The organism is Nocardia spumae, from assembly GCF_020733635.1.
Taxonomy (GTDB): domain Bacteria; phylum Actinomycetota; class Actinomycetes; order Mycobacteriales; family Mycobacteriaceae; genus Nocardia; species Nocardia spumae.
This window is the reverse complement of sequence record NZ_JAJFZL010000001.1, coordinates 757,360-775,392: the sequence shown is the minus strand read 5'-3', so window position 1 is coordinate 775,392 and position 18,033 is coordinate 757,360. Positions and strand designations below refer to the sequence as shown.

Below are 18,033 nucleotides of genomic sequence, written 5' to 3'. Positions count from 1 at the left end.
TCATGCTGTGGCGCCCGCCATCAGCGCGCGCACCGCATCGATGGTGTCGGCTTGGGCCGGCTCCTTGTCCGGCCGGTACCGCACCACCCGCGCGAAGCGCAATGCGACACCACCCGGATAGCGTGAACTGGTCTGCACTCCGTCCAGTGCGATCTCGACCACCAGTTCCGGCCACAGGTACACGGTGTGTTCGTCGCGGGAGCGTTCGTGGCGCGGGAATTCCGCTGTCTGCCAGCGCAACAGCGCATCGGTCAGCCCCTTGAACGTCTTACCGACCATCACCGGGTCGCCCCCGTGCGGATCACGCGCACCCAGATGCAGATTGGACAGGTAACCGGTGCGGCGGCCATACCCCCATTCCGCCCCGAGCACGACCAGATCCAGCGTGTGCGCGGGTTTGATCTTGCGCCAGGCCCGCCCACGCCGGCCCGCCGCATACGGCGCCGACAGCGATTTGATCATGATGCCCTCGTGTCCGGCGGCCAGCGCACCGTCGAAGTATTCCGCCACCGTCTCCGGATCGGGGTCGATCAGTGCCGGAATGCTGTGCTCGCCCGCCACCGCCGACAATGCCTTCCGGCGTTCCCGCAGCGGCGCGTCGAGCAGATCGACCCCGTCCAGATGCAGGCAGTCGAAGAAATAGGGATGCAGCAGTAGTTCCCGGGTGGAATTCACCGTCAGGCGCGGCTCCTCCGAACCGGGATCGGCGGCGAAGCGGCTCATCGTCTCCTGGAACGGGCGCGGGCGGCCGGAATCGGTGAGGGCCAGCGTCTCGCCGTCGAGAACCACACTGTCGCAGGGCAATTCGGAAACCAGCTGCACGAGTTCCGGTACCCCGGAGGTGATATCGCGCAAGGTACGGGTGAAGACCCGGACCTGGGACCCGTTGCGATGCACCTGAATCCGGGCGCCGTCGAGTTTGTGTTCCACGCTCAGATCGCCGTCGAACTCACGCAGCACCTCGTCGAGGGTGGCGCCGGGTGAGGCCAGCATCGGCTGAATCGGGCGGCCGACCTCGAGTCGGAAGGCGGCCAGCGCCGTGGCGCCGCCGCCGAAGGCCGCGGCCGCGGTCACCGGCAGCCGGCCCGACAGCATGTACGCCCGGCGCACCAGATCCGCGGGCACTTCCGCGGCCACGGCCACCGCCTCGGCGACGATGGCGGTGAGCGCGCCCTGCCGCAGTTCACCGGTGAGCAGCCGGATCAGGAAGGTCCGCTCGGCATCGATCGCCCGGGCGAGCAAACCGGTCAGCAGTTCCCGCCGGCGCGCCACCGAGCCGCTGCCCGATATCGCCGCCAGCTCGCTGAGCGCCTCGTCGACAGCGGCGACGGTCAACGTCGGTGTGGCCGCCGGCTCCACCTCGATGGCGGCGACGGTGCGCCAGCCGGTACCCAGCTTGCCCTGCGGTAGTTCTCCGGATAACCAGGCCACGACCGGCAGGAGTTCGTCCGATTCGGCACGCCCCAGCAACTCGGCCAGACCCGCGATCTTGACCTTGCGCGACGCGGTTGCCCGCACCGAATCCGACGCCGCGACCACATCCGAAAGCAGCACGAACTCGACGGTAGCCGGTCGGTGTGACATATCGCTCGAGTCTGCTGCTAATTTGCCATTGGCAACTATGCGAAGCAGTTCATAGTCTGGGAATATGGCCAAGACTTATGTCGGGGCGCGGCTTCGCCAGCTACGCACCGAACGGGGACTGAGCCAGATCTCGCTCGCCAAGAAGCTGGAGATCTCGGCGAGTTACCTCAACCAGATCGAACACGATGTACGCCCGCTCACCGTACCGGTCCTGCTGCGGATCAGCGAGGTGTTCGGCGTCGATACCGGATTCTTCGCCTCCCAGGACGACACCCGCCTCATCGCCGAACTCCAGGAAGTGGTGATGGACACCGAACTCGGGATCGAGGCCGACGCCCAGGAGATCGCCGAGATGGTCTCGGCACATCCGAGTCTGGCCCGCGCCCTGGTGAATATGCACCGCCGCTACCGCAACACCACCGCCCAGCTGGCCGCGGCCACCGAGGATCGCTTCTCCGACGGCAGCGGCTCCGGCGCCATCTCCCGCCCGCACGAGGAAGTGCGCGACTTCTTCTATCAGCGGCAGAACTACATCCACGAACTGGATACCGCCGCAGAGGAATTGGCGACCCGGATGCGCTTCCACGGTGGCGATATGCGCCGGGAGCTCACCCGCCGGCTCACCACCGGTTACGGCGTGCAGATCGTGGAACGCATCGATCTCGGGGAGGGGGTGCTGCACCGCTACGATCCCGAGGCCCGGCGGCTGGAGATCGCACCCCACCTGTCCGGCGGTCAGCGCGTATTCAAACTCGCCGCCGAACTCGCGTACATGGAATGCGGGGACCTGATCGACAAATTGGTCGAGGAGGGCAACTTCGCCTCCGAGGACACTCGTACGCTGGCCAAACTCGGGTTGGCCAACTATTTCGCCGCCGCGACGGTGCTGCCGTATTCGCATTTCCACGAGGTCGCCGAGGATTTCCGCTACGACATCGAGCGGCTGTCGGCATTCTTCGCGCAGAGTTACGAGACGGTCTGTCATCGGCTCTCCACCCTGCAGCGGCCGAACCTGCGCGGGGTGCCGTTCTCGTTCGTCCGGGTGGACCGCGCCGGGAACATGTCGAAACGACAGTCCGCCACCGGATTTCACTTCTCATCCGCCGGCGGCACCTGCCCGCTGTGGAACGTGTACGAGACCTTCGCCTATCCGGGCCGCATCATGACCCAGATCGCGCAGATGCCCGACGGCCGGAAATATCTGTGGATCGCGCGCACCGTCGAGCGGCGCGCCACCCGCTACGGGCAGCCGAGCAAGACCTTCGCCATCGGCCTGGGCTGCGAACTGCGCCACGCGGGCCGGGTGGTCTACGCCGACGGCCTGGACCTCAACGAACCCCAGGCCACCCCGATCGGCGCCGGCTGCCGCGTGTGCGAGCGCGCCAACTGCCCGCAGCGGGCGTTTCCCCCGCTGGGCAAGTCCCTGGACATCAGCGAACACCGCAGCTCGATCTCGCCCTACGTGCTGCGCTGAGCCCGCATATCGTGCCCGCACCGCGGGCTTTTGTTAGCGTGGGGCATGGTGTCGACGGAGCCACGGATCGCACCCGGTCGCCTGCGCGAACTGGGTCCGGTGAATTGGGTTGTCTGGCAGGTGCTTTCCCGGGCGGCGGGCACCGACGACGCCCATCTGTTCAGCACACTCGGCCGTACCGGCGGACTGTTCCGCGGCTGGCTGCATTTCTCCGGGCGGCTGATGCCCGGCGGCAAACTCTCCCGCTACGACACCGAGCTGGTCATTCTGCGGGTCGCCCACCTGCGCGACTGCGAATACGAGACCGATCATCACATCCGCCTCGGCAAACGCGCGGGCGTCACCGGGGAAATCCTGGCGCGGCTGCGCACCGGCCCCGAGGCCGAAGGCTGGTCGGCGAAGGAACGCGCGCTGCTCACCGCCGTGGACCAGCTCGTCACCACCCGGAATGTCGACGACACCACCTGGTCCGCGCTCGCGCGGCATTACGACGAGAAGCGCCTCATCGAAATTGTGCTGCTGACGAACCAATACGAAGGTCTGGCCAGCACCATCACCACCCTGCGCATCCAGACCGACCACTGAGTTCGTGGCCGATCGGTCGTGATCCGAGCCGGCGGCGTCATTCGGGGTCGGTCACGGGCGGTTCGATGAGGACGGCCAATCCGTCCAGCACTCGCGCCAAACCGAAATTCCAGGCGTGGTCGGCGCTGTAGGCACTGTCGTGCGCGCCACCGGCGGCCGTGCCGACTCGTGCGGCCAGCGGATAGCGCCGCGGATCGAACACCTGCTCCAGGACCGGAGCGGCGCGTTCCCACCATTCGTGATCCGACAATCCGGTGACAGCGGCCGTGCGGTCGGTATCGATCGCGATGCGGGCGACGGCGTTGACGAAGCCCAGTAGATGGGTCAGCGCCGCATCCATCTCGATATCGCTGAGCCCGAGACCGTCGAAGGCGCTCAGTTCGTGATCGTATTTCGCGGCCAGACCCGGTCCCAGCGGCGGGCGGGTCGTCGGCACATAGGCCACCCAGCGGTGGCGGTCGAGCATGGCCCGGTTCTCCCGAGCGACCGCGCAAACCCGTTCGCGCCAGGACATTCCGGTCAGGTCGGGGCGCGGCATCTGCCCGTACACCGAATCCAGCATCAGGTCGAGAAGTTCGGCCTTGCCGGGCACGTAGGTGTAGGTGGCCATCGGGGTCAGTCCCAGTTTCGCGGCGACGGCCCGCATGGTGAGCGCCTCCAGCCCCTCGGTATCGGCGATGCCGACCGCCGCCGCCACGACCTCCTCGACACTGCTGCGTTGTTTGGGTCCGCGCCCCGAGCCGCGACCCGGCTGCCGCCAGAGCAGGTCCAGCGTGCGCGCCGGATCGCCCGCGCCGGATCGCTCACCCGTGACGCGCGCCCGGCCGGGCCTCGCCTCGGCCGACTCCTCTGTCACCCGACCTCCCGGTTCCGACCGCCGCGGTTCGGCGTCGTGCGCATCGTATCGAGCCGTTGCCACGCACCCACGACGGGAATAACTCTCTACGTTGTACAGTATACTTAGTAGAACAATTCTCGGCGCGCCGCGTGCGACGCCGTGCCGATCCCCGAGGAGGACCGTGAACATCACCGCATCCGCCGTCTCGCTCAATGTCGCCGACCCCGACGCGTCGGCGACATTCCTCAGCACTCACTTCGGCTTCGCCGTCGAGATGTCCGCCGACGGCTTCGTTTCCCTGACTCGGCCGGATGCGGGTTTCCATGTGATCTTCCTGCGCACCGGGCTGGCCACCTTCAAGCCCGCCCGGATCGCGGGCGACGCCGGGCAGGGCCTGCTGATCGTGTTCACCGTGGACGAGATCGACGCGGAATACGAGCGTGTGCGGGCCGAAGGGGTGGAGATCGTGACCCCGATCGAGACCGAGCCGTGGGGCGAACGCTACTTCCAGGCGCTCGATCCGAACGGCGTCGTCATTCAGTTGGTTCAGTGGGTCGGCGATCCGAGCGCGTACACCGCGCCGGAATCCTGATCCCGGTCCGAACCGGACGCGAGGGTGCCCGGCGCGCGTTTTCGGCGCCGGGCACTCCCCGGAAGTGTCGCTCTCAGCCCGCCAGGGCGCGGCCCAGCACCTCGGCCGCCGACGCCGACGGCCGTCCGATCAGCTTGCGCAGGTCACCGCTGGTCACATCCAGCCATCCCGCACGCAACCCGGCATCCGAGTCGGCGAGCACCCGCGCGAAATCTCCGGGGACACCGGCGTTTTCCAAACCCGCCGCCAGCTCGTCCTGCGGCAGATCCCGATATCGCACCTGCTTACCGGACACGGTCGAAATCACCCGCGCCACATCGGTGAGTGACAGTCGCTCGTCACCACCGAGCTCGTAGGTCCGCCCCGCGTGACCGTCGGTCGTCAGCACCACGGCCGCGGCCTCGGCGTAGTCGGCCCGTGCGGCACCGGCGACCAGCCCGTCGCCGGCCGCGCCGTACAGCACCCCCGATTCCAGGGTCGCCTCCACGCCGTTCAGATAGTTCTCCCAGTACCAGCTGTTGCGCAGGATTACATGCGGCACAGCGGATTCGGCGACAACCTCTTCGGTGCCGCGATGCTCCTCGGCGAGGATCATCGGATTCCGCTCCGCCCGCGGAATGCTCGTATAGGCCAGCAGCTCGACCCCGGCCCGCTCGGCGGCGCGAACGACATTGCCGTGCTGTTCGACCCGTTTGCCGAATTCGTTGCCCGAAACCAGCAACACCCGATCGACCCCCCGCAGGGCACGATCGAGTGCCTGCGGATCGTCGTAGGACGCCTGCCGGACCTCCGCCCCACGCTCGGCCAGATCGCGCACCTTGTCCGGATCCCGGACGATCGCGACGACCGGCCCGACATCCCTGTTCAACAGCGCCTCGACGGCGAGACGCCCCAACTGGCCACTGGCCCCGGTAACGGCAACGGTCATAGCCCAACCTCCACATCGCGAGTACGAAACGTATGGCACTAACTATTAGTTAGTGCCACATATTCCCGCACTACAGACAAGAAAGTCACTACAGGAGAGATGGGTAGCATCAGATCATGACCACTGGGCAGCCCGTCTCGGCAGACGACGCCGATCCGACACTGGAGGCCGACGTCTTCGCGCAGAATTGCCGATCTCGACCCGTCCTGCAGAATGTGGCAAGCCGCTGGGGAGCGCTCGCCCTGGTCGCGCTGTGGGAAGGCCCCTACCGGTTCAGCGCGCTGCGACGTCGCGTCGACGGCATCAGCGAACGCATGCTCTCGCAGACCCTGCAGGCCCTCGAACGCGATGGCATGATCCATCGCGAGGTGCAGCAGACCATCCCACCCCGGGTCGAATACACCCTGACCGACCTCGGCACCCGAGTCGCCGGCCAACTGCGCGGCCTGATGGAAATCCTGGAAACCAATATCGACACCATCCTGGCCGCCCAGGACGCCTACCACCGCGACTGACGATCGGCGCGCCGATCACCCGGTCGGCCACCGTCGACGCTCAACGCGAAAAAGGCCCGGTATCAGGCGAATTCGCCGATACCGGGCCGTTCCGTCAACGCTCAGAAGTTGATCATGTGCCCCGCGAGGCCGTGAATCGCCTCCTGCAGCGCCTCACTCAGCGTCGGGTGGGTATGCACGTTGCGCGCGAGCTCGTTGACGGTCAGATCCCACTTCTGGGCCAGCGTCAGCTCCGGCAGCAGCTCCGACACATCCGGGCCGATCAGATGCCCGCCGAGCAGCTCACCGTATTTCGCGTCGGCGACCAGCTTCACGAAACCGGTCGGATCGCCCAGGCCGTGCGCCTTACCGTTCGCGGTGAACGGGAAGGTCGCCACCTTGACGTCGTAGCCCTCGTCGCGGGCCTGCTGCTCGGTCAGACCGAAGCTGGCGACCTGCGGCTGGCAGAACGTCGCGCGCGGCATCATCCGGTAGTCACCCAGCGCGAGGGTCTCCGCACCGCCGATGGTCTCGGCCGCGACCACGCCCTGCGCCTCGGCGACATGCGCCAGCTGCAGTTTCGCGGTCACATCGCCGATGGCGTAGATGTGCGGGACATTGGTGCGCATGTAGTCGTCGATCGCGATGGCGCCGCGGTCGGTCAACTGCACACCGGTGTTCTCCAGCCCGTAGCCCTGCACGCGCGGGGCGAAACCGACCGCCTGCAGCACCTTGTCGACCGTGACGGTCTCGACCGCACCGGACTTGTTGTCCTTGATCGAGACGGTGACCTTGGAACCGTTGTCCTCGATGGATTGCACCGAGGCACCGGTGGAGATGGTGATGCCGAGCTTCTTGTACGCCTTGGTGATCTCCTTGGAGACATCGGCGTCCTCGTTCGGCAGCGCGCGATCGAGGAACTCCACGATCCGCACGTCCACGCCGTAGTTCTTCAGGACGTACCCGAACTCCATACCGATCGCGCCCGCGCCGACGATCAGGATCGACCCCGGCAGATCCCGGGTCAGGATTTGTTCCTCGTAGGTCACGACGTTCTGCGACAGCGAGGTGCCCGGCAGCAGCTTGGTCTCGGTGCCGGTGGCGATGATGACGTTGTCGAACGTGACCGTCTCGGTGCCGCCGCTCGTCAGCGCGACCGAGAGGGTGTTCGCGTCGGTGAAGGTACCCTTCCCGTCGAACTCGTCGATCTTGTTCTTCTTCATCAGGAAGTGGACGCCCTTGACCCGGCCGTCCGCGACCTTACGACTTCGGTCGAACGCGGCACCGAAATCGAAGCTCGCCTGTCCGGAGATACCGAACGTCTTCGCTTCCTTGGTGAAGATATGGGCCAGCTCCGCATTGCGCAGCAGTGCCTTGGACGGAATGCACCCGACGTTCAGGCACACGCCACCCCAGTATTTCTGCTCGACGATCGCTGTTCGCAGGCCGAGTTGAGCGGCGCGGATCGCGGCGACGTAACCGCCGGGACCAGCGCCGAGAACGACGACATCGTAGTGGGAAGTCACCGTGCCATTATTGCCTCCGCGTCGCTCCGGCGGGTTCGCGGCCCCTCCGGCCCGCCGTGCGGGCACCGCCGCTCGCTCCTTCGTCGCCTACGCGGCAACGCGAGAACGGCGGGCCGGCCGCGCACGGTCGCCGGTGCGGCTCGCTCCGTCATGGGCATGTGGCGGGTTATGGACGCACCCGCAGGTTGGGCCGTCTATTTCCAGACCTGCCGCGCCACTCGCTCGAAGTTGCCGCGGAAGATCCGCGCGCGCTCGGACGCGGTGAATCCCTTGCGAGCGAGCACCTCGTCGAGGCCCGGGACGGGCGGTCCGGCGGCGGGATCCTTCCCAGCACTGGTGTTGCCGAGACCCAGGAGATCCTCCGGCGGCACCCACTGCAGCGGGCCCCACCGGGTGTAGTCCTCGGAGAAGTTCTCCGGCGCCGCCGCGATCTCGGCGTTGAACTGGTCACCGTCGAAGGAGAAGTCCGATCCGATGCCGATGTGGTCCACGCCGACCAGTTCCGCACCGTAGGCGATGTGGTCGGCCATGGCCTCGATGCGTGCGGCCCGGCCCTCGGCTCTGTTGCGGCCCAGAAAGATTCCCACCCCGTTGACGCCGATCACGCCGCCGGTCGCCGCACAGGCGCGAGCCTGGTCGTCCCCGATGTTGCGGGGGTGCGACCAGAGCGCGGCGAAGTTGGAGTGGCTGTAGATCATCGGCCCGCGCACGGCCTCGGCGATATCGAGTCCGGTTCGCCGCGAGCAATGCGAACCGTCGGCGAAGACACCGACCTCGTCCAGCGTGCGGATCAGCACGCGGCCGTACGGAGTGAGTCCGCGGTCCTCTGCGTCCAGGCAGCCGCCACCGGCCGCGTTGGCGTGGTTGTAGGTGGGCAGCAGTGAGCGCACGCCGAGCGCGTGGAACACCGCGACATTGTCCGGATCCCCGTGCAGCGGACGCGAATCCTCCAGATCGAAGCCCAGCGCGATCCGCGCATCGGGCCCGGAACCGGGCACCTGCGTATCCGCCACCGTCGACACCAGCCGAAACCGGCCGTCCGCCAGCGCATCCCGCCGCAACAGCGCGATCATCGCCAGCGCGTCCTCCATCGAATGCAGCGAATAGCCGACGTTCACCGACACGTACGAACCCGCCGGATATCGTGTCAGCTCGGTGATATCGGCCGACGGAAGTACCGGCAGGCAGCAGTGCTGCTCCCACAGTGCAGGCCCCACCGGTTCTCCCTTCGTGGCACATCCCGGAGTGTGAGCAACTGTACGAACTCGGCGACATTCCCGTGGTGGGACACGGCGGCGGAAGCCGTTGCGCGCACCGCTCTCCCCTCCCCGGCCGCTCCCGTAGGCCAGAATGTGATCCATGAGCGGCGCCGAGCAACCGAACGATCCGTACCTCTGGCTCGAGGATGTCACCGGTGAACCTGCCCTGTCCTGGGCTCGGGCGCACAACGAGGTGGTGATCGAGCGGTTCGCCACCTCCGAACGGTTCGACAACCTCGATCACCGCATCCTCGCCATGCTCGATACCGATACGCGTATCCCGTACCCGACGCGGCGCGGACGCCGGCTCTACAACTTCTGGCGCGATGCCGAACATCCTCGCGGGCTGTGGCGGTGCACCACCTTCGACGACTACCGCGGCGACAACCCGGCCTGGGATGTGCTGATCGACCTGGACGCGCTGGCCACCGCCGAGGACGAGAACTGGGTGTGGGGCGGGGCGGCGGTCCTGCGACCGGATCAGGACCTGGCGTTGATCAGCCTGTCCCGCGGCGGCGCCGACGCCAAGGTGGTGCGCGAATTCGATATGAACACCAGGCAGTTCCGGGAACCGGGCGACGGCGGCTTCTACCTGCCCGAGGCAAAATCCCAGCTGCGCTGGATCGACGCCGACACCGTCTATGTCGGAACCGATTTCGGGCCGGGCAGCCTCACCGATTCCGGCTATCCGCGGCTGGCCAAGCGCTGGCGCCGGGGCACCCCGCTGTCGGAGGCGGAGACGGTATTCGAGGGCGAGCCCGGCGATGTCATGGTCTCCGCCGGCTACGACCGCACCCCTGGATACGAACGTCACTACGTGGCTCGCGCCACCGACTTCTTCAACGAGTCGGTGGCACTGCTGAACCCCGACGGCACGCTGCGCCCCATCGACGTACCGAGCGACGCGTCCGAGTCCTGGTACAAGGATTGGCTGCTCGTACAGCTGAAATCCGCGTGGGAGGTAGGCGGGCGCGACTATCCGGCGGGCGCGCTCCTGGCCATCGACATCGGCGAATTCTTCGACGGCGCACGGGATTTCGAGGTGATCTTCGAGCCCGACGCGCACACCTCCCTGCACGGGTACGGCTGGACCGAGAACCACCTGCTGCTGATCACGCTCGAGGATGTGCAGACCAAGCTGTACGTGCTCACGCCGGGCACTGGGCCGTCCCCGGACGGGGCCTGGACGCGCGAACCGCTCGCCGATACCCCGCCGATGGCCACCACCAATGTCATGAATCTGGATCCGCTGGAGAGCGGTGACGAATTCATGCTCACCACCAGCGGTTTCACCACACCCGCGACCCTGCTGGCCGGCGCGGTCGGCAGTCCGGCGGTCGCCCTCAAGCACGAACCGGCCTACTTCGACGCCGAGGGCATCGACACCGAACAGTTCTTCGCGAAGTCCGACGACGGAACGATGGTGCCCTACTTCGTGATTCGCCACCGCGACCAGCGAGGCACGCCGGGCCCGACCGTGATGTCGGGATATGGCGGCTTCGAGGTCTCGCGCACCCCGGGCTACAGCGGCGTCGCGGGTATGGGCTGGCTCGAACGCGGCGGCACCTGGGTGCTGGCCAATATCCGTGGCGGCGGAGAGTACGGGCCGCAGTGGCACACGCAGGTGCAGAAGGCCAACAGATACAAGGTCTACGAGGACTTCGCCGCGGTGGCCGAGGATCTGGTCGCCCGCGAGATCACCACGGCGGACCGGTTGGGCGCGGTCGGCGGCAGTAACGGCGGCCTGCTGATGGGCGTGATGCTGACCCGCTATCCGGAACTGTTCGGAGCCATCGTCTGTCAGGTCCCGCTCCTGGATATGAAGCGTTATCACCTGCTGCTCGCCGGCGCCTCCTGGATGGCCGAATACGGCGACCCGGACAAGCCCGAAGAATGGGACTACATCGGCAAGTACTCGCCCTATCAGGTGGCGGCCGCGGCCGACCCCGCCCGCGCGTACCCGCCGATCCTGCTCACCACCTCGACCCGCGACGATCGCGTCCACCCCGGTCACGCGCGCAAGATGGCGGCACTGCTGGAGGCACAGGGCCGGACGGTCTGGTATCACGAAAACATCGAGGGCGGTCACGGCGGCGCGGCCGACAACAAGCAGATGGCCTTCCAGTCGGCCCTGATCTACGAATTCTTCACCCAGATGCTGCTCGAGAACCGGAAGACCGTCTGATCGAACCAGGACATTTTCCGGAATCCGGGACCTACGGCCCGTACGAATTCGGGCCTTTGGTCTCTGGAGTGTGACCTGACGCACTGCCATTCTCGGTTCGGGGACCGAGAACGACAGGAATTCGCAGTGCGCACAACGACGATCGATGTGACCACCGTGCACCGACTCGCCGCGGAGTTCGACGGCCGGCAGCCACGCCGGTGCGTGGAGATGGCCGTCGCGAGCGCACTGCGCGACCTGCGCGGAAGCCCGGCCCCGGCCCTACCGGAACTCGTGGAACGGCTGGCCCGTCAGCGACTCACCGATTCGGCCTGCTCGCCGCCGACCACCGTGCCGTAGCGGGTTCTTCGAGAGGAGCACATCATGGATTCGTTCTGGGACTACGTCTGGTACACGATCCTCATCTTCGCCTTCGTGGCGTATCTGATCATTCTCTTCCAGATCATCGTCGACCTGTTCCGGGACCACACGGTGTCGGGCATCGCCAAAGCCGTCTGGGTGATAGGGCTGGTGCTATTCCCCTACATCACCGCACTGGTCTATCTGATCGTCCGGGGCAAGGGCATGGCCGTGCGCGCGCAGCACGCCCACGCCGAAGCCAAACAGGCGACCGACGAGTACATCCGGCAGGTGGCGGGTAAGTCGCCCGCCGAGGAGATCGCCGACGCCAAGGCGCTGCGCGACGCGGGCACCATCGACGACGCCGAATTCGAGCAACTCAAGCGGCGCGCACTCGGCCACGACAACGCCGACCGAGGCAATCTGACGGCGCTGTGAGCTGACGGCGCTGTGAGTTATCCGCTCCCGGATGCGTCGTCGGCATCCGGGGCGGAGCCCACCGGCCGGCGCGGTAGCCGGCCGGTGAAGAACAGGGCGATCACAGCCAGCAGCGCGGTCACCGCGAAGGCGACCTGTAGTGCCTCCAGGCGCGCGTCGGCGTTGACCGCGACGATCTCATCGGTCGTCGGCTCGGCCACCCCGGCGGCATCGAGCGACTGCCGAAGCGCGGTGGTGGACAGGAACGGCACGCCATCGGCCAGTTCGGTGGTGGCCCGTTGCGAGACCTCGGCGGGCACCGCAGGGTTGTTCTCGATACCGCCGATCACCGCGGAGGTGAGCGTGGCGATGAGGATCGATCCGATCAACGCCGTTCCCAGCGAAGCACCCAGATTGGTCGCGGTGTTCTGCAATCCACCGACCTCGGCGCTCTGCTCATCCGGAACGGCCGACACCGTGACAGCGCCCAGCTGCGAGGCGAGCGCTCCCAGACCGAGCCCCATGAACAGCATCGGCACCGCCACCACGGCCGCGTTCGCACCCGGATCCATACCGCCCGCCAGCAGCACGATTCCGATGATCATGGCCCCGAGGCCCAGGCGCACGACGCGCCTCGGATTCGCGCCCGGCCGCAACTTGGGGATTCCGACGGCGGCCAGAACCAACGCGACCGACAGCGGAAGTATGCGGACACCGGTTTCGAGCGCACTCAATTCCAGTACCACCGACAGGAACAACGGGACGGCGAAGAACACCCCGGCCTGCACCGCGAACTGCGCGAAGAACATCGCCAGCCCCCCGCCGAGGTGTCGGTTACCGAACAGGCCGGGATCGATCAGCGGTTCCCGGCCGGATCGGAGCAGCCGCGTCTGCCACCGCAGGAACGCGTACAGCACCAGCAGTCCGGCCAGAATCAACCAGATCACCGGTGACAGGCCCGCGATCGAGGTGCCGCCGGGTCGCGCCCGGACCCAGCCCCACTCACTGGACCGCAGCACTCCGAAGACGATCGCGCCCAAGCCGAGGACCGACAGCACCGAGCCGACGAGGTCCAGCCGCACCCGCTCCGCGGCGACATCCGCCACCCGGCGCAGCACCAGCAGAATCGCCACCACGACAACGACTTCGCCGAAGAACACGTACCGCCACGACGCGAAGGTGGTCACGGCGCCGCCCACCAGCGGTCCGACCGCCACCGCCATGGCGCCGGCCGCGGCGACGAGTCCGTATGCCGCCGCCCGGCGCTCCTCGGGAAAATTCGCGGCCACCAGGGACACGATCGCCGGCATGATCAGCGCGGCCCCGATTCCCTCGAGCAGTGACCAGCCGACCAACAGCACCCCGAGATTGGGCGCCAACCCGGTGACCAGCGAACCGATCCCGTAGATCACCAATCCCAGCCCGAACGCGCGCCGCCGGCCGAGAATCGTGCCCACTTTGCCGCCGGTGACCATCAGCGACGCCATCACCAGGGTGTACAGCGTGATAGCGGTCTGGATACCGGTGATCGTGGTGCCGATATCGCTCGCGACCGTCGCCATCGACACATTCATGACCGAGCTGTCGAGGGTCATCAGGAATTGCCCCGCCCCCAACACCGCGAGAACGAGTGTGGATCCGGGGGCCGCGGCCGGCCGGACCGTCATCGCCGCCGCGATCGAATTCGCGCCGGGTCACCGGAGCCGATGCACGGATACCCAGTGGCTGTCCACCTGCGCATCCATCAATTGAAGCACCGGACCGCCCGAGTTCGGCGCATTCTCGGTTACAGGTCGCGCACCCACTTCTCGATCCGGTCCACGGTGGATTCGGGATCGGTGATCCAGCCGTTGTGCCCCAGCGGTTTCGGCTCGTGCCAGGTGCTCACCCGCGCCTTGGGAAGTTTCTCCAGCAGATGTGCGGCCGAGCTCCGGGGCGTCAGGTCGTCCTTCGCCATGGTGATCGACAGGACAGGCAACCCCAGCCGCGCGATACGTTCGTCGTAGTCGATATCGGCGCCGAACGGAACGAAGCGGCCGGTGCGGGCCAGCCGGGCCCAGTCCGCGATCAGGACCTTCGACTGTCTGCCGAAGCCGCCGGCCGTGATTCGATCGCCGGGCCAGAATCCCGCCAGGTTCGCGGTCAGCGAGATCGCGGCGGGCCCGACCAGCATTGCCGAGCGGGCGATCCCGCCGTAGCCGCGGTAGTACGGGGTGCCCGAGGCGATCAGGATCAGCCCGGCCAGCCGCCCCCGGATCCGCGCCGCGTACATCACCCCGAGCTGACCGCCCATACTGTGCCCCAGCAGCATCGGCGTACTGTCCGGGAATCGCGTGCGGACCGCTTCGAAGATCGCCGGGAAATCGACCGACACCAGCTCGTGGTAGCCGTAGCTGCTCACCGAACTCGGCTTCGGGCGGCTGTCGCCGTTACCCCGCAGCTCGCCGATCGCCGTATCGAAACCGCGCCGCGCCAGTTCGCGGGCGAAATCACCGTAGTACTCACCGGGCACTCCCAAGCCGGGGATGATCACGATGACCGGCCGCGGGGTGTCGGCGGTGATCGGGTGGCGATGGGGACCGCGTGCGGGGACGAACCGCACCGGCACCGTGGAACCGTCCGGCATCTGGATCGGAATCGTCTCCATATGCGCACGCTACCGCGCACATCCGGCGCCCGGCGGTCTCAGGGTTCCAACATGTCGGACTCGGCCGAGTCACCGGCCACCGGCCCGGTATGTGTCCCGGCGCCCTCGGCCGCGTTCGCGCGCTCACTGATCAGGGCGATACCGCGGCCCGAGTTGCCGCCGCCCTCCTTCGTCGGCGGTGCGCCGTCGGATTCGGGCTCCATGTCGACGCCCGCACCGCGTTCCAGCAGCTCGTTCAGGCCGACGCGGGTCGCCACCACCACCAGTTGATTGCCCTCGCACAGCAGGGTCTGCGATGACGGACGCCATTCCGGGGTCTCGCCCTCGGCGGTCTGCACCGCGAGTATCCGGGTGTGTTCGGACAGTCCGAGTTCCGCGATCCGCAGCCCCGACAGGGCCGAACCCCGTTCCACCGGGACCTCGGCCACCAGCAGGGTGTCCTCGTCGACCGACAGCGTCGCGATCACCCGGCGCTCCACCACCGCGGCCGCGAATCCTACGGCGGCGAGCTGGAATACGCTGCGCACCACAGCCTTTCCGAGCGTTCGCTGCACCCGATCGGCCAGGTCGTCATCCGATAGCCGCATGACGACCTGAAGATCGTCGCGGTAGGACTGTCCGAGCATGGCGGCTTCGAGGTTGACGGCGTCGCTGGAGGTGAGCAGCACCAGCGCCCGCGCCTTGGGCGTCCCCACCGACAACAGTGTGTCCTCCCAGGTGGCCTGACCGATCACCACCGGCACACCGAGGCTGCGGGCCAGCGCGATACCGCGCGCGTTCTCGTCGTTGTCCAACGCGACCACCGGCACGCCGAGGTCGCTCAGCTGCTCGACCACGCGCATGCCGACATTGCCCAGACCGGCGACCACCACGTGGTCTTCCATTCGTGAGGGGTCGGGATGATGGTCCGCGAGCTGGGCGCGCAGCACCCCGCCCACGACCAGTGCCGTGACGACCGGTGTCATCGTCAATCCGATGAAGACGACCCCCAGCTGCAGCAGTTTGTACATGGGTTCGCGCGAGGGTTCCGGTTGCGCGGCTCCCGCGGCGTCGAGCAGTGTCTCGTACGCCGCTGTGCCCCAGCTGTTTCCGATGCACACCATCATGATGCAGCCGGCCGCGATGAGTACCAGCAGCACCAGTAGCAGCCGGATCAGATCGTGGCGGGCCAGGTATCGCATCAGCGTGAGCCAGCGCCGGGGACCACTGGGCGAATAGGGCACCCGCTCGGCGAGGGCGAGCACGCGGGCGACCGGAGATCGCGCCGGCAGCAGTGAAATCCCCTCGGCATCACCGACCAATCCGGATATCACCTGATCCGGTGGGGCATCGCCGGCAGCGGCCACATAGAGGGTGCGCTCACCCAGCCGCAGATAATCCAGGGCATCCTCACCCAATGCCGCCGCGATGAACGAGGGCGCCGCCATCTCCGAGATCGACAGCACCACACAATCGGAGAACAATCGCCGAATTCGAAAACCCAACCCGGTATTGAACATCCGGATCACCAGCCGGATGCGCGGATTGAGTTCGTGGGCGCGCAGCGCGGCGTGGAAATTCTCCACATCCGCCTGATCCACCAGCGCCAGCGCCCGCGCGTGCTCCACTCCGGCATCGCGCAATGTCGCTTCGTCGAGATGCTCCGCGCACAGAATCCGGACCCTGGTCAGCTTTTCCAGTCGCGGGACGTAGCTTCCGCTGCGGTTGGGCAGCACCACGGTCACCGTGGCATCGGCGAACCGCGTGGTCAGCTGGAGTGCCAGCTGGTGGACAAGCGGATTGTCACCGCAGACAACGAAAGTCGGGGACCGCTCGCCCCCCGGCGAAACATTCACATTCCGATGCTAGAGCGAATTCCGTTCGGCAGCACGAGCCTTCACCGATCAGGCGCTGACCGCCCCCATGATGACACGGCGCAACACCCGGATCACCTCATCGAGCGGGCGGCGAGGTTCCGAACCGCTCCATTCGTCGACCACGTAATTCACCGCGCCGATGATCGCCAGCATCCGGGTCTCGTAGTCCCCGCTGGGGATCTCGCCCTGCAGCGCCGCGTCCTCGGCCGCACCGGACAGCAGGGTGCCCCAGGCGCGCCGAATCTCCAGCCGGAACTTCTCCACCTTCGGCCCGGCGCCGACCACCTCGACCAGTGCCACCCTGGCCTTGCGGGGATCTCGGCCGATCGATTCGATGTAGGCCCGCACTCCCGCATCGATGATCTCGATGGCACCGGCGTCGGCACGCGCCTCCAGTGCGGCGACCACCGCCTCGCGGGACTCGCGGTCGATCTGCTCGTACAGTTCCAGCAGCAGGGATTCCCGGCCGGTGAACTCCTCGTAGAACTGCCGTGAGGAAAGCCCGGCATCCTTGCAAATCGCTCCGACCGAGCTATTGGCATACCCGTCTCTGGCGAACACTGTTAGTCCGGATTCCAGAAAACGCGCACGTCGCTGCCGTTGCCGGTCTTCTACGGGCTGCCCGGCGTACATCCGGCCCGCGTTCGTTTCCTGTGACATTGCGCCAGACAATACCGAAGGGCCCGATTCCCTCGTCATGGATCGGGCCCTTCGCTTACACCTCCGACTCACCGCGCGTTAGCCGGAAGTTGTCTCTGTGATCGGAGCGCAGCAGCAATGACTGCGCTCGTCATGTCGCGGATGGTTAGCCGAAAAGAACGGTAGTCGATACCACCCGCGCAACGGAAGAGTTTGAAGGAATTTTCTAGGTTTTATTTCGGAAAAGATTCCACCAGGAACTGTTCACGCCGAGGGCGCCAACGCGATCACGACTTCGAAGCGAAGCGAGTTCGCGGACGACCAGAAATGGGTCGAATGGGTTATCCCGGACCGGCCACGGGTGACCGACAGCAATCCGCCCGGGATCTCCACACCACGGAAACGCCGAATTCCGCGAAGGAATTCGGCGATGGTTGCCCGCGCCGGATACTCGTGCGGCCACGACGGCATGGCCGGCCGGGCGTCGCCGCGGAGCGCGCGACGACCGCCTCGACATCCACGGCCGCGAAAGCGGGAGGAAACCGGCGCCCGGGCGGCGTTCCTCCCGGCAATTCGAGCGCCTCCGAGGGTTGACCGTCGACCGACCGGCGGCGGACCGTCCGGCGGGCGTTCAGACAGCGATCGGTGGCGACCCGATCGAGCCGGCCCC

At 67.0% G+C, this 18,033-nt stretch carries 16 protein-coding genes; 7 read left to right on the top strand and 9 right to left on the bottom strand.

Annotated elements, in window-relative coordinates:
* Window positions 1-1,554: an ATP-dependent DNA ligase gene (locus LKD76_RS03305; protein WP_227979450.1), complete on the bottom strand. Its 1,554-nt coding sequence runs from the start codon at window positions 1,552-1,554 to the stop codon at window positions 1-3.
* A gap of 94 nt (window positions 1,555-1,648) precedes the next feature.
* Here LKD76_RS03305 and ramB point away from each other — a divergent pair, with 94 nt between their 5' ends.
* Together ramB and LKD76_RS03295 are read left to right on the top strand one after the other, a co-directional pair.
* The gene (gene ramB, locus LKD76_RS03300) at window positions 1,649-3,058 is read left to right on the top strand and encodes an acetate metabolism transcriptional regulator RamB (RefSeq protein WP_227979449.1); all 1,410 of its coding nucleotides are present in this window, start codon (window positions 1,649-1,651) and stop codon (window positions 3,056-3,058) included.
* A gap of 45 nt (window positions 3,059-3,103) precedes the next feature.
* On the top strand, window positions 3,104-3,643 hold the full coding sequence (locus LKD76_RS03295) for a carboxymuconolactone decarboxylase family protein (RefSeq protein ID WP_227979448.1): 540 nt from the start codon (window positions 3,104-3,106) through the stop codon (window positions 3,641-3,643).
* 37 nt (window positions 3,644-3,680) lie between these two features.
* Here LKD76_RS03295 and LKD76_RS03290 read toward each other — a convergent pair whose 3' ends face one another.
* Window positions 3,681-4,499, bottom strand: a complete 819-nt coding sequence (locus LKD76_RS03290; RefSeq protein WP_227979447.1) for a TetR/AcrR family transcriptional regulator C-terminal domain-containing protein — start codon at window positions 4,497-4,499, stop codon at window positions 3,681-3,683.
* A 163-nt stretch (window positions 4,500-4,662) separates the two neighbouring features.
* Between LKD76_RS03290 and LKD76_RS03285 the strand changes: the two genes are divergently transcribed.
* Window positions 4,663-5,073 carry a VOC family protein gene (locus tag LKD76_RS03285; protein ID WP_227979446.1) on the top strand — a complete coding sequence of 137 codons (411 nt, stop codon included), beginning with the start codon at window positions 4,663-4,665 and terminating at the stop codon, window positions 5,071-5,073.
* Window positions 5,074-5,146: 73 nt separating this feature from the next.
* On the opposite strand, the gene LKD76_RS03280 is transcribed toward LKD76_RS03285, so the two are convergent.
* The gene (locus LKD76_RS03280; protein ID WP_227979445.1) at window positions 5,147-6,001 is read right to left on the bottom strand and encodes an SDR family oxidoreductase; all 855 of its coding nucleotides are present in this window, start codon (window positions 5,999-6,001) and stop codon (window positions 5,147-5,149) included.
* A gap of 116 nt (window positions 6,002-6,117) precedes the next feature.
* On the opposite strand from LKD76_RS03280, the gene LKD76_RS03275 reads away from it, so the two are divergent.
* Window positions 6,118-6,516 (top strand): winged helix-turn-helix transcriptional regulator, encoded by a 399-nt coding sequence (locus LKD76_RS03275; protein ID WP_227979444.1) that lies wholly within the window; start codon window positions 6,118-6,120, stop codon window positions 6,514-6,516.
* Between the two features lie 101 nt (window positions 6,517-6,617).
* On the opposite strand, the gene lpdA is transcribed toward LKD76_RS03275, so the two are convergent.
* Both lpdA and LKD76_RS03265 read right to left on the bottom strand, forming a co-directional pair.
* Window positions 6,618-8,021, bottom strand: a complete 1,404-nt coding sequence (gene lpdA / locus LKD76_RS03270) for a dihydrolipoyl dehydrogenase (RefSeq protein WP_227979443.1) — start codon at window positions 8,019-8,021, stop codon at window positions 6,618-6,620.
* 194 nt (window positions 8,022-8,215) lie between these two features.
* On the bottom strand, window positions 8,216-9,238 hold the full coding sequence (locus LKD76_RS03265; RefSeq protein ID WP_227979442.1) for a dipeptidase: 1,023 nt from the start codon (window positions 9,236-9,238) through the stop codon (window positions 8,216-8,218).
* A 142-nt stretch (window positions 9,239-9,380) separates the two neighbouring features.
* Here LKD76_RS03265 and LKD76_RS03260 point away from each other — a divergent pair, with 142 nt between their 5' ends.
* The 3 genes from LKD76_RS03260 to LKD76_RS03250 all read left to right on the top strand — a co-directional run bounded on the left by LKD76_RS03260 (window position 9,381) and on the right by LKD76_RS03250 (window position 12,242).
* Window positions 9,381-11,465: a prolyl oligopeptidase family serine peptidase gene (locus LKD76_RS03260; protein ID WP_227979441.1), complete on the top strand. Its 2,085-nt coding sequence runs from the start codon at window positions 9,381-9,383 to the stop codon at window positions 11,463-11,465.
* A 126-nt stretch (window positions 11,466-11,591) separates the two neighbouring features.
* On the top strand, window positions 11,592-11,804 hold the full coding sequence (locus LKD76_RS03255) for a three-helix bundle dimerization domain-containing protein (RefSeq protein WP_227979440.1): 213 nt from the start codon (window positions 11,592-11,594) through the stop codon (window positions 11,802-11,804).
* Between the two features lie 24 nt (window positions 11,805-11,828).
* Window positions 11,829-12,242: an SHOCT domain-containing protein gene (locus LKD76_RS03250; RefSeq protein ID WP_227979439.1), complete on the top strand. Its 414-nt coding sequence runs from the start codon at window positions 11,829-11,831 to the stop codon at window positions 12,240-12,242.
* A gap of 17 nt (window positions 12,243-12,259) precedes the next feature.
* Here the strand turns inward: LKD76_RS03250 and LKD76_RS03245 are convergent, their stop codons facing one another.
* The 4 genes from LKD76_RS03245 to LKD76_RS03230 all read right to left on the bottom strand — a co-directional run bounded on the left by LKD76_RS03245 (window position 12,260) and on the right by LKD76_RS03230 (window position 17,384).
* Window positions 12,260-13,888 carry an MFS transporter gene (locus LKD76_RS03245; protein ID WP_227979438.1) on the bottom strand — a complete coding sequence of 543 codons (1,629 nt, stop codon included), beginning with the start codon at window positions 13,886-13,888 and terminating at the stop codon, window positions 12,260-12,262.
* Between the two features lie 119 nt (window positions 13,889-14,007).
* The gene (locus LKD76_RS03240) at window positions 14,008-14,868 is read right to left on the bottom strand and encodes an alpha/beta hydrolase family protein (RefSeq protein ID WP_227979437.1); all 861 of its coding nucleotides are present in this window, start codon (window positions 14,866-14,868) and stop codon (window positions 14,008-14,010) included.
* Between the two features lie 38 nt (window positions 14,869-14,906).
* A complete protein-coding gene (locus tag LKD76_RS32080; protein WP_227979436.1) occupies window positions 14,907-16,703 on the bottom strand; it encodes an NAD-binding protein in 1,797 nt (598 codons plus the stop codon).
* A gap of 48 nt (window positions 16,704-16,751) precedes the next feature.
* Entirely contained in the window at window positions 16,752-17,384 is a 633-nt protein-coding gene (locus tag LKD76_RS03230) for a TetR/AcrR family transcriptional regulator (protein ID WP_227979435.1), read from the bottom strand.
* Between the last annotated feature and the right edge of the window lie 649 nt (window positions 17,385-18,033).